The organism is Corynebacterium sp. ACRQK (assembly GCF_022345965.1).
Classification (GTDB): Bacteria; Actinomycetota; Actinomycetes; order Mycobacteriales; family Mycobacteriaceae; genus Corynebacterium.
Map to the genome: position 1 here is coordinate 102,381 of NZ_JAKRMU010000008.1, position 12,196 is coordinate 114,576.

A 12,196-nucleotide genomic window follows, 5' to 3' on the forward strand; every position below is an offset into this window, starting at 1 on the left:
TGTTGTCCATGAGCTTCCAGCAGTCCCCTAAGCCACAGCAGTCTCACCAGCCGCAGTCGCAGCCCTTCGACGGGCACCAGTCCCCGGAATCCCTGGGATACGACGACTCCGCGCGTCAGGGCTCGGACTTTCAGGGCTCCGACTTCCAGGGATCTTCCGTGGCTTCCAACGAGCCTTCGGGACTCTCCCGCTTCCTGATGTTTGGCCTGGTGGTGCTGGCGCTGCTGGCCAGCGTGCTGATGCTGTTTATGGATTCCGATGGCTGGCTGAAGGTGGCGCTTATCGCTGCCCTCTGGGCTGCCTTCTTCGGCGTGGTGTTGGTGCTGCGATACTCGGGTGCTTTGAAGCTGGCGCGCGAGCAGGCCGAGAACCAGGAGAGTTACTTCCAGTCGCAGCTGGAGCATGAGCGTGCTCAGCTGGAAAGGCGCGAGGCTGCGACGCAGGCAAAGTACGCGGCGGAGGCCAAGAAGTCCCAGGATCAGCGAGATAAGCACCTGGCGGAGCTGCGTGCGGAGCTGGCTCACATGCGCAAGCAGCTCTCGGAGCTGACCGGCGAGGACTTCGACGAGGGCGAGCAGCGCGCAGTGCGTGCGACCGCCGAGCGAGTCCGCGAGCTGGGACATAGCGTCGGCGGCCAGGCGCTACAAACTGCAGGCCGCCCGGCGCACCAGTCGGCAGGCCAGCAGCAGCCGGGCCAGCAAGCACAGCCACACAAGGCACAGCACCGCAGTAAGCCGAAGTTCAACACTGGCACTTTCGCTGCCGTGAACTGGACCGGCCAGGATTCCGAGGAGACCTCCCAGCTGCCGCTGGTCGTGGACACTACCGCGATGGACGAGGCCAAGCGCGCAGAGCACAAGGTCGCTCAGCAAAAGACCACTCAGCCGAAGCCCGCGCAGAAGCGCCGCGCTCAGATGCCGAGCGCAGAGGCCGTTCGTCCCAACCATGCCAGCACCGGCGCCGCCCAGGAAGCTGGCGCCCAAGACGCTGACGCGAAGCAGGCTGAGCAGGCTAAGGAGCAGGCTGGGTCGACGGGAACCACCCACGGTCGCCGTCGCGCCGACGAAGTGGAAAATGGCCTTACAGTCGCGGAACTGATGCAGCGCTTCAAGAATCGAGAGAAGTAAAAACCACCTGTGACAGGCCCGGAAACTAACTCGGACATTCAACAGCCACGCCTTTCCGTCGGCATCATCTCCGCCGGGAAAGTAGGCGTGGCTTTGGCGGAGGCCTTCGCACGCGCCGGCCACCACGTGCATGGCATCTATGCGCATTCGGAGCGTTCGGAAGAGTTGGCGTCACAAAGAATCCCGAACCTCCCCCGCATCAACCTAGACAGCACCGCCCATGCCGCGCTCGTGGTGCTGGCGGTGCCGGATCCGAAGCTTCCCGAAGTGGTAGAAGAAGTCGCGCAGCACACGCGCGATGGGCAGATCGTGGCGCATGTCTCCGGGGCGTTTGGTTGCGAGATCCTGCAGCCAATCACCGATACCGGCGCGCTGCCGCTGGCTCTGCATCCGGCGATGACCTTCACCGGAACCCCCGTCGATAGCGAGCGGCTGGACGGCTGTGCGTGGGGAGTAACCAGCGATTCCGAGGTCGGCGACGTGGTCGCGCAAACACTCGTGGCCAGCCTGGGAGGTGTCCCCGTTGCCATCCCCGAACACCACCGGGCGGCCTATCACGCGGCAATGGCGCACGCGGCCAACCACCTGGTGACCCTACTGACGGATGCCCAGGAGATTCTGGACCGCGTAATGGAAGCGCCAGGGGAGAGCCCCGATAGCGCCCTACTGCTGCGCCGAATCGCCCACGCCGCGGTGGATAACGCGCTGGACAAGCGCATCGACGGGCTGACCGGCCCAGTCGCCCGCGACGATGCGGAGGCGGTGATGCGCCACCGCGCAGCGCTGCGGGAGCTGGGGGACGGGGCAGATTCAGCCGCGGAAGGGCCAGCAGAGGCCGCCTACACCGCGATGGCCCGCCGCACTGCACTTAAAGCGGGGGCTATTGAGGTCGAAAGACTGCTGGATCTAGAGTAAGAGCCATGACGTTCACACCTGGCCAAGCAGAGGTTTTCACTGAGATTGAGAAGATCGGGCAGCTCACCCGCGCCATGCGCAAGGCGGGCCGCCCCGTGGCGCTGGTGCCCACGATGGGCGCGCTGCACGAGGGGCACCTCTCACTGGTGCAGGCCGCCCAGCAGATACCGGGCGCACTGGTTGTGGTCAGCATTTTCGTGAACCCCCTGCAGTTCGCCGAGGGAGAGGACCTGGATGCCTACCCCCGCACCCTCGACGAGGACGTCGCGAAACTGAAAGCCGCGGGCGTGGACGCGGTATTCGCCCCCAACCCCCGCGAGATGTACCCCAACGGCCCGCGCACGACTATCCACCCGGGCGAAGCCGGCAGCATTCTGGAGGGCGCCCATCGCCCGACTCACTTTGCGGGCGTGCTGACGGTGGTGAACAAGCTCTTCACCATCACGCACTGCGACCACGCCTTCTTCGGGGAGAAGGACTACCAGCAGCTGCTGCTGATCCAGCAGATGGTCACGGACCTGAACATGGAGGTGCAGGTCCACGGCGTGCCGATCGTGCGCGAGGCCGATGGCCTGGCGAAGTCCTCCCGCAACGTCTACCTTTCCGACGAGGAGCGCGAGCTCGCCCTCACTCTGTCCGCCGCCCTGACTGCCGGCGCTTTCGTGGCCGAGCAGGGCTCTGCGGCAGTGCTGCAGACTGCTGGATCTATTCTGGACGCCGCCTCGGGCGTGGACGTCGACTATCTTGAGCTGCGCGGTACGGATCTTTCCGACACCCCGGAGGACGGCGAGGCCCGCCTGCTGGTGGCGGCGCGCGTTGGGACCACGCGCCTGATCGACAATGTGGGCGTCCCCCTGGGCACCGGCTTCAAGGGGCTGGATGACGGCGGCGAAGGCAGCGCACCTGCCGACAACGCTGGCGAGTAGAGCTGAGCAGAACTGAGTAGAGCTGAGTAGAACCATGAGCGACGATCTAGACACCCTGCAGCGACACTCGCACCCCTTCGTGGACATTTCAGCTGGGGAGTACCGCGCCAGCATCTCTACCTTCGGTCGCGGGCTGCGCAGCCTGGAGTACGCGGGCAAGCCCCTGGTGGTTTCCTACCCAGAGGGCGCCTACCCGCCGCTATCCTCCGGAATTGTGCTGGCCCCATGGCCGAACCGCACTGCCGATGGGGTCTTCGCCCACGACGGCGTGCTGCACCGTTTGGACATCACGGAGCCGGGCCGCGCCACCGCGATCCACGGATTCGTGGGGCAGATGGCCTGGCACGTTGCCGACCAAGGCGAGGACTTCGTGGCGCTGGAGCTGTCCACCGGCCTGCGCCAGGGATGGCCGTGGCCGCTGCGCATGCGGGTGACGTGGTTCCTCGACGCGAATGAGGGGCTGCGTGCCGCCTTCGACGTCCGCAACGAGGCCGATGCTTCCTGCCCCTTCGGCCTGGGCTGGCACCCCTACCTGAGTGCCCTGGGAGCTCCGCTGGATGACTGCGTGCTGCACCTGCCTGTCGGCACGAATCTGCCTTTGGATTCTGTGCGTAATCTGCCGGCCGGCCCGGAGTTTCCGGCTTGCCGGGTGCTTCCGGACCTGGATACCGGCCAGCGCATGGCCGGGGTGTGGCTGGACCACTGCTTCGGCGGTATCAGTGCGCAGGAGGATGCGCCGTCCGAGGCGCGCCTGCTCAACCCGGACGGCGAGGGCGTGCGTCTATGGGTAGGCGAGGGCTTCAACTGGTTTCAGGTGTTCACTGCCGACCCAGCCCGCCGCGAGGGCTACCCCGGTGTGGGGCGGGCCCTGGCCGTCGAACCGATGACGTGCCCGCCGGACGCACTACGCTCCGGTCGAGACCTCATTCGCCTACAACCAGGCGAAAAACACAGCTTCGAATGTGGAATTTCTTTTGTTCCGAGTGAGGGCGTCACAAATTAGAAAAAGTACTTTTGGAAATAGAAAAAAATTTCCGTTAGTACGCCCCGCGGCGTTAGAATACGAGATGCATAAAGTATCCAATAGTTTCCGTCGCTGGTAGTTGAAAAATAAGACGATTGGCGCCTGGGACGGGAACATGACGTTCCTGGAGGTTCGCAGCTATGACAGCTGAAGGACTACGCCTGGACGCAAGCTGGGTAGACTACGCGCTGGTCGCCCTATACTTCGCGTTCGTCCTGGGCATCGGTTGGGCAGCAAAGTCCAAAGTGTCCAGCTCAATTGACTTCTTCCTCTCCGGCCGCTCGCTACCCGCATGGGTGACGGGCCTGGCCTTCATCTCCGCCAACCTGGGCGCCGTAGAAATCGTGGGCCACTCGGCCAACGGCGTGCAGTACGGCTTCGAAACCATGCACTATTTCTGGATCGGCGCGATCCCAGCAATGGTGTTCCTCGGCATCGTGATGATGCCCTTCTACTACGGCTCCAAGGTGCGTTCCGTGCCGGAGTTCATGCTCCGCCGCTTCGGCAAGGGCGCACACCTGGTCAACGGCCTCTCTTTCGCCGTAGCCCAGCTGCTGATTGCCGGTGTGAACCTATTGCTGCTGGCCAAGGTGGTTAACTCCCTGCTCGGCTGGCCGCTGTGGGTCACGCTGGTGGTGGCCGCGGCAATCGTGCTGTCGTACATCACCCTCGGTGGCCTTTCCGCCGCCATCTACAACGAAGTTCTGCAGTTCTTCGTGATCATCGCGGCCCTGCTGCCGCTGACGATGATCGGCCTGCACCAAGTCGGCGGCTGGTCCGGCCTGCAGGAGAAGGTAGCGGACCCGTCGCACTTCCACACCTGGCCGGGCACTGAGATCTCGGGCTTCGATAACCCGATCGTCTCGGCCATCGGCCTGGTCTTCGGCCTGGGCTTCGTGCTGTCCTTCGGTTACTGGACCACCAACTTCGTGGAGGTGCAGCGCTCCATGGCAGCCGATTCGCTGTCGTCTGCGCGCAAGACCCCGATCATCGGTGCGTTCCCGAAGATGTTCATCCCGTTCCTGGTGGTCATCCCGGGCATGGTCGCGGGCGCTACAGTCACCCCGATCATGGATGGTTCCGCCGAGCCGAACGACGCGATCCTGTACCTGATGCGCGACCTGCTGCCGAACGGCCTGCTGGGCGTGGCTATCGCGGGTCTGCTGGCCGCGTTCATGGCCGGCATGGCGGCTAATATTTCCGCCTTCAACACCGTGTTCTCCTTCGACATCTGGGAGTCCTACATCGTCAAGGATCGCGACGACGAGTACTACCTCAAGGTCGGCCGTATCGCGACCGTCGGCGCCACCGTCATTGCCGTGTTCACCGCCCTGCTGGCCTCCAACTTCGGCAATATCATGGACTACCTGCAGACGCTGTTCGGCTTCTTCAACGCGCCGCTGTTCGCCACCTTCATCCTGGGTATGTTCTGGAAGCGCATGACGCCCACCGCAGGTTGGGTGGGCCTCGTTTCCGGTACAGGTGTGGCAATCGTCTACTGGGCTGTGGCCACCTTCGGCAGCACCGACGCAACGTTCTTCAACCTGCCGGGTCAGGGTACGGCCTTCGTTGCCGCCTCCCTGGCGTTCGTCACGGACATCATCGCCTCCGTCCTGGTCTCCCTGGTCACCGAGCCGAAGCCGGACGAGGAGCTGGTGGGCTTCGTCAAGTCCGTCACCCCGAAGGAAAACCTCACGGACGCCGCCGAGGCCACCCTGCCGTGGTACCGCCGCACCGTCCCGCTGGGTATCCTCTGCCTGGTTATGGCACTTGTCCTCAACATCGTGTTCGCCTAAGAGCGCTTAAACTTTCAGAAAGGAGTGAACGGACACAATGGCTAACAACACGGCTAAGAAAACCAAGCGTTCCCACATGGCCGGAGCTTTCGACATCCGCAACGTCATCGGCTCCCTCATGGGGCTGTACGGACTTGTGCTTTTGATCAGTTACTTCCTGCTGGACCCGGGCATGGATGTGACCACCGGCGAGCCGAAGAACGAAACGTATAACCTGGTCTGCGGGCTTGCCATGGTTGCTGTGGCGGCGGTCTTCTTCCTGTGGACCAAGCTGGATCCAGTCAAGATTGACGAACCAGTTGAAACTGCTGAGTCTGCAGATCCCGCCGACTCCGCCGACTCACCGGCCTCGCAATCTAAGTAACCACACTTGCCCGCCTCACCCGGAGGCGGGCATTTTTAAACTAAGCACCATCCCACCCAAGGACTTTCTAGGAAGTGATCCACGCTGTGCAGCACGAATTTAAAGTAACCCGAACCACGCTGGCGGACGGCCGCGAGCTGCTGTACTTCGACGACGAACCGGCTTATGTTGCGGGGGAGAAGCAGCGCGAGCTGCACGATTCCCGCGACCTGCCGCAGGCCACCACGGAATCCGAAATGCGCCAGGATCCCCTGACAGGCCAGTGGTACGTCTACGCTGCGCACCGCATGAACCGCACGTTCATGCCCCCGGCCAACGAGAACCCACTGGCTCCCACCAAGCCCGGCGAGCTGTCCACCGAGGTGCCCGCCGACGACTACGACGTGGTGGTCTTCGAGAACCGCTTCCCGTCCCTGTCGGTCCACATGGAGGTGCCGGAGGACTTCGCCACCAACGTCGACGGCCAGGAGCTATTTCCCCGCAAGCCCGCCATCGGCCGCTGCGAGGTCGTCTGCTTCACCCCGGACGTGAACTCCTCGTTTAGGGATCTGCCCTACGAGCGCGCCCGCACGGTCGTTGAGGCCTGGGCGCACCGCACCGCCGAGCTTTCCGCCATTGAGGGCATTCGCTACGTTTTCCCCTTCGAAAACCGCGGCAAGGAGATCGGCGTGACCCTGCAGCACCCGCACGGCCAGATCTACTCTTATCCTTTCGTCCCGCCGCGCGCCGCCGAGGTGGCTGCACGCGCTCGGGCGTTTAGGGAGCAAACCGGAAAGGATCTTTTTGACGCCATCTTGTCCGCCGAAAAGGCATCCGGCACCCGCGTACTCTTGGCCGGTGAGCACTTCACGGCCTATGTTCCGGCGGCAGCGAAGTGGCCGGTGGAGGTCATCCTCATGGCTAACCGGGCGGTCCCGGATTTCGCGGCGCTGAGTGACGAGGAGAAGGACGAGCTGACCCGCTTCTACCTGGACCTGTTGGGTCGCATGGACCGCTTCTTCGAGGGAGTGGAGCGCACCCCCTACATCGCTGCCTGGAACCAGGCGCCGGTGGGGGAGGACCGGGAGAACGGTCGCCTGTACTTGCAGCTGTATTCGATGATGCGATCCCCAGGACGCATGAAGTTCCTGGCCGGTAGCGAGTCGGGCCAGGAGGCCTGGATCTCCGACACCACCCCGGAGAGGATCGCGGAGCGCTTCCGGGAGGTCGCCGACAATGCCAACTAAGAAAACCAACGCGGCACAGGACGCGGGCACCCCGCGCTGGCTGCAGACCCGCTCCGAGGAGCAGGGCACTGCCGACGTGCAGTCCCTGTTCCAGCAGGTCTACAGCTACGAACCGGCGGGCGTGTGGTCCGCGCCGGGGCGCGTGAACCTGATCGGCGAGCACGTCGACTACGCCGATGGCATCAGCCTGCCCTTCGCGCTTTCCCAGCGCACCTACGTAGCTGCGGCCAAGAACGACGACGGTGTGTACCGCGTGGCCTCCCGCTTCGGCGAGCCCGCGGAGGTTGTCCACTTTGAGATCCCCGTCGCCGAGGTCGGCCCCGGTAATCCCGCCAACTGGGCGGGGTACGCCGTCGGCGCCATTTGGGCCGCTACCGAGGCTGGTCTGATGCCCGCTGGTGGCCTGGACCTCGCCATCGAGTCAGACGTTCCCGTCGGCGCGGGGCTCTCCAGTTCCGCTGCACTGGAATGCTCGGCGGCTCTCGCGGCCTACGACCTCTACGGCGGTACGCCCCTCGATGATGCGGCTCGCAACGAGCTCATGGGGGCGTCCATAAGAGCAGAGAACGAGGTAGTCGGCGCCTCGACGGGCGGTCTTGACCAGCGCATTTCGCTGTTCGGCCAGGCCGGCCACGCGCTGGCCATCGACTTCGCCGAAGATAGTGCTACCCCAGTGCCTTTCGACATTGCGGCGCGGTGGCTGGCGATCCTCATCATGAACACGAACGCCCCGCACCAGCTGAACGACGGACAGTATGCTGCGCGACGCGCGGTGATCGACGGAGTAACCGCAGACCTGGGGGTTAGCAGCCTGCGCTTCGCCGAGGAGGCCGAGGATGCCTCCGTGGGCTGGGCCAAGTCCAACGACATGGATCCGGTGGTGGTGGCCGCCCGCGTGCGCCACGTGGTCAGCGAGATCGAGCGCACCGCCGAGGCGATCCGCCAGGTCAGCGCCGGGGACATGGAGGCCTTCGGGCGATCGATGCAGGGTAGTCACGCCTCCCTGCGCGATGACTACGAGGTCACTGTCCCGGAGCTGGATACTGCCGTGGACGTTGCGATGGCCGAGGGCGCGCTGGGTGCCCGCATGACCGGTGGCGGCTTCGGCGGCTCCGCGATTGCGCTGCTGCGCGAGGATCGGGTGGAGGCGACGGCCGCGGCAGTCTCCAGGGCTTTCGCGGGGAAGGGCTTCAACGAGCCCGAGTTCGTGGTCGCCCTGCCGAGCGACGGCGCGCACCGGAACGCTTAGGCTCCGCTTCGGGCGCCACCCGGGCGCCCGATCTGCGTCGCGCAAAGTAACAGCTAAATAGCTTATTTGGTTAGCCCCGAGTAAGGTGTTCACCCGTGTTGCGAACCATGCTGAAATCAAAGATCCACCGTGCGACGGTCACACAGGCCGACCTGCACTACGTCGGCTCGTGCACCATCGACGCTGATCTGATGGAAGCCGCCGACATCCTCGAAGGCGAGCAGATCGATATCGTCGATATCGATAACGGCAATCGCCTGACGACCTATGCCATCACCGGCGACCGGGGTACCGGCGTGATCGGCATCAACGGTGCCGCCGCGCACTTGATCAGCCCCGGTGACCTCGTCATTATCATCGGCTATGCCCAGTACAGCGAGGAAGACCTGAAGAACTACGCCTCGCGCGTGGTCTTCGTGGACGAAAACAACAAGCAGGTGGAGCTGGGCGGAGACCCGGCCCACGTGCCGGACGGCTCGGGGTTAAAGAACCCGCGCCACCCGGAGACCTAGCTGATCTCGTAGTTCCCGTCGTCGTTGCGCTCTACGTGGATGCGCCACAGCGGGATTCCTTCTTTCTCTAGAGCTTCTTTAGTCGCCGAGAGAGTCTTCAGGCCCGTAACAACGAAGTCGGTGTTGCCGAATCGTATGCCAACCTCCGAGCAATAACGCTGGCTGCCTTTACCTTCATCGGACAAGGCTTGCAGAGCGCCTTCCGCCCTCAACACCTCGAACTCACCGTTGGGAGCCTGTACGCCGATCTCGGTCGGCGGAGTGATCGGTGCTTCATCCTCGTAGGCATACTCCACCTCAACACAGAGCCTGCTGTAGTCCCGCGGATTGTCGATGAGGATCTCAGAGTCCTTCAGTTTCATCTCCACCTTGCCGATTCCCACCTCTTCAGTGGTCGACTCGTCCTTGCCCTTGGCCTTGTCGCGGGCTTCGCGGAAGCTATCGTCCACGAGATCCATCTCGACGCGATCACCGATCTCCAGCGGACCGTCAGCTTCGCCGATGTTCGCTTCCTTACCTTCGAGCTCCTGGTAGCGGTTTGCCAGGTTTGTCAATGAACGCAGCAGGGGTTTGACGGAATCACAGGTGAAGGTGGAGATAACCTCCGCGTATTCCAGTGGAGTGCCCTCCGGGCCGGCAAGCACGCACATATCTTGCATCTCGATGGATTGCCACCCCTTAAGGCCCTCATCGGATAGATCGTTCCATTCGGCATCGTTGGGGGCCATGTTGTCGAGGTTGGAGCCGTGCTTAGTGGCGGATAGTCCGGCATAAATCGACGTATCTTTGAGCTCTTCTGGCTGGTCGCCGCTTACCTGTGGCTTTACATAACCAGAACAAGTCTCCTCGTTGACGTAGACATCGGCCGAATCTAGCGGAATCATTTTCGCGCCATCCACGTAGGCGCTGTCGTAAAACTTCTGGTCCAGCTTGCAGTCGCTGAACTTGCCATCGGCGAAGATCTCTCGCAGCTGGTCGTCGCTGATCTCCGTGGAAACCTCCGAGTAGCTGCTCGGAGCTGGCTGGCCCTTGTCGCCACCGGAGTCGCCGTTCTGGCCCCCGTAGGAGATCTCTTCACTGGCGCCCTCCGGGCGCTGGAAAGCAGAGCAGCTGGCGGTGAAAGTCAAAGCGCCTGCAGCTAGACAGGCTGTCAGAGCGCGGGCGTAAGCACGAGCGTGGCTGCGGGTAGTGGGGCGTGAAGAAGACATGTCGAGTGCTTCCTTTATTTTCTGGTTGTGACTACTTCCGGTTATGACTGGTGAAACTTACTGACTGGTGGAAGTTACCTAGGAGTAAGGGGAACAAAACGTCTTATGTTCCCTAAAGCTAACACCCCCGGGCGACCTGCATGCCTCAATCGATTACCTGTCCGCCCCATGCGCTAGGCTTTGTAAGCGTGACTGACGCAGCAAATACCCCCGCACAAGACCTGCCCGAACAGCTACGCATCCGCCGTGAAAAGCGGCAGCGCATCCTCGAATCCGGCAAGGACGCTTACCCGGTAGAGGTGCCACGCACCCACTCCCTGGCCGAGGTGCGCGCACAGTGGGCAGTGAAGAAGACTGACGGTGAAGCTGAAGAGCAGCCGGTGGAGGCAGAGGGCGTCACTTACCTCGCCGCAGGCGAAGAAACCCAGGATGTAGTGAGCGTGACCGGGCGCCTGATCTTCATGCGCAACACGGGCAAGCTGTGCTTCGCCACCCTGCAGGATGGCGACGGGACGCAGCTGCAGGCCATGCTTTCTCTGGCGGAGGTTGGCGAGGACGCACTCGCGGCCTGGAAGGCTGACGTGGACCTCGGCGACTTCATCGGTGTGACTGGTCGCGTGATCGCCTCTCGTCGTGGCGAGCTGTCTGTCATGGCCAGCGAGTGGGTCATGGCTGCCAAGGCCCTGCGCCCGCTGCCCGTAGCGTTCGCAGAGATGAACGAAGAGACCCGCGTGCGCCAGCGTTACAACGACCTGATCGTGCGTGAGGAGGCTCGCAAGAACGCGATGACGCGCGTGAAGGTCATCCGCGCGCTGCGCGACTACATGGAAGGCGAGGGCTTCGTAGAGATCGAAACGCCAATGCTGCAGACCCTGCACGGTGGCGCGGCGGCTCGACCGTTCGTCACACGCTCCAACGCGCTGGACATCGACCTGTACCTGCGCATCGCGCCGGAGCTGTTCCTGAAACGCGCCGTGGTGGGCGGTATCGATCGCGTCTTCGAGATCAACCGCAACTTTCGTAACGAGGGCGTGGACAAGTCCCACTCCCCGGAGTTCGCAATGCTAGAGACCTACGCTGCATGGGGCGACTACGATGACTGCGCCCGCACCACCCGCGAATCCATCCAGTACATCGTGGACCAGCTAACCAAGGGCACCGACCTGGAGGGCACTGGCAAGGTGCGCCTCGCCGACGGCACCGAGTTCGACTTCGGCGGGGAGTGGAAGGAAATCGAGATGTACCCCTCGCTGAACGAGGCACTTGCGCGCAAGTACTCCGGCCAGCCAGAGGTGACGATCGACTCCACCGTTGAGGAACTGAAGGAAATTGCCAAGGTCATTGGCCTAGACGTTCCTGCCAAGGGCGGCTGGGGTCACGGCAAGCTGGTGGAGGAGATCTGGGAGGTCCTGTGCGAGGACCAGCTGGAAGGCCCCATCTTCGTGCGTAACTTCCCCGTAGAGACCTCCCCACTGACCCGCCAGCACCGCAGCAAGCCGGGTGTCACTGAGAAGTGGGACCTGTACGTTCGCGGCTTCGAGCTGGCTACGGGTTATTCCGAACTGGTCGACCCGGTGATCCAGCGCGAGCGCTTCGAGGATCAGGCACGCCTGGCGGCCAATGGCGACGATGAAGCCATGCGCCTGGACGAGGATTTCCTGGCTGCTATGGAGCAGGGCATGCCGCCGACAGCCGGCACTGGCATGGGTATCGACCGACTGCTGATGGCCTTGACCGGTCTGGGCATCCGTGAGACCGTGCTGTTCCCGATCGTGAAGCCGGAGCGCGAGAACTAGCGGTTAGTTACCAACAGTCAACTCCGGAGGGACTCTGTCGGGGAGGGGGGGGG

General features: G+C 63.3%; 11 protein-coding genes. 10 read left to right on the top strand and 1 reads right to left on the bottom strand.

Annotation, left to right across the window (positions count from 1 at the left end; translation table 11 throughout):
• Window positions 1–8: 8 nt before the first annotated feature.
• From MHX63_RS09245 to panD, 9 genes are all read left to right on the top strand, one after another.
• Window positions 9–1,127 (top strand): DUF6779 domain-containing protein, encoded by a 1,119-nt coding sequence (locus tag MHX63_RS09245; RefSeq protein ID WP_239388350.1) that lies wholly within the window; start codon window positions 9–11, stop codon window positions 1,125–1,127.
• 9 nt (window positions 1,128–1,136) lie between these two features.
• Window positions 1,137–2,042, top strand: coding sequence for a DUF2520 domain-containing protein (locus MHX63_RS09250; protein WP_239388352.1), 906 nt, complete (start codon window positions 1,137–1,139; stop codon window positions 2,040–2,042).
• A 5-nt stretch (window positions 2,043–2,047) separates the two neighbouring features.
• A complete protein-coding gene (gene panC / locus MHX63_RS09255; protein ID WP_239388354.1) occupies window positions 2,048–2,968 on the top strand; it encodes a pantoate--beta-alanine ligase in 921 nt (306 codons plus the stop codon).
• A gap of 34 nt (window positions 2,969–3,002) precedes the next feature.
• The gene (locus tag MHX63_RS09260; RefSeq protein ID WP_239388356.1) at window positions 3,003–3,971 is read left to right on the top strand and encodes an aldose 1-epimerase family protein; all 969 of its coding nucleotides are present in this window, start codon (window positions 3,003–3,005) and stop codon (window positions 3,969–3,971) included.
• A gap of 161 nt (window positions 3,972–4,132) precedes the next feature.
• Entirely contained in the window at window positions 4,133–5,788 is a 1,656-nt protein-coding gene (locus tag MHX63_RS09265; RefSeq protein ID WP_239388358.1) for a sodium:solute symporter family protein, read from the top strand.
• A gap of 37 nt (window positions 5,789–5,825) precedes the next feature.
• Window positions 5,826–6,152: a hypothetical protein gene (locus MHX63_RS09270; RefSeq protein ID WP_239388360.1), complete on the top strand. Its 327-nt coding sequence runs from the start codon at window positions 5,826–5,828 to the stop codon at window positions 6,150–6,152.
• A gap of 74 nt (window positions 6,153–6,226) precedes the next feature.
• The gene (gene galT, locus MHX63_RS09275; RefSeq protein WP_239388362.1) at window positions 6,227–7,378 is read left to right on the top strand and encodes a galactose-1-phosphate uridylyltransferase; all 1,152 of its coding nucleotides are present in this window, start codon (window positions 6,227–6,229) and stop codon (window positions 7,376–7,378) included.
• Window positions 7,368–8,627: a galactokinase gene (gene galK, locus MHX63_RS09280; RefSeq protein WP_239388364.1), complete on the top strand. Its 1,260-nt coding sequence runs from the start codon at window positions 7,368–7,370 to the stop codon at window positions 8,625–8,627. The genes galT and galK overlap by 11 nt, the downstream gene beginning before the upstream one ends.
• 95 nt (window positions 8,628–8,722) lie before the next feature.
• Window positions 8,723–9,139, top strand: a complete 417-nt coding sequence (gene panD / locus MHX63_RS09285) for an aspartate 1-decarboxylase (protein ID WP_239388366.1) — start codon at window positions 8,723–8,725, stop codon at window positions 9,137–9,139.
• Here panD and MHX63_RS09290 read toward each other — a convergent pair.
• Complete coding sequence (locus MHX63_RS09290) at window positions 9,136–10,347, bottom strand: hypothetical protein (protein WP_239388368.1); 1,212 nt, start codon at window positions 10,345–10,347, stop codon at window positions 9,136–9,138. The two genes, panD and MHX63_RS09290, sit on opposite strands and share 4 nt — an antisense overlap.
• 188 nt (window positions 10,348–10,535) lie before the next feature.
• Here MHX63_RS09290 and lysS point away from each other — a divergent pair, with 188 nt between their 5' ends.
• Window positions 10,536–12,143 (top strand): lysine--tRNA ligase, encoded by a 1,608-nt coding sequence (gene lysS, locus MHX63_RS09295; protein ID WP_239388370.1) that lies wholly within the window; start codon window positions 10,536–10,538, stop codon window positions 12,141–12,143.
• Window positions 12,144–12,196 lie beyond the last annotated feature (53 nt).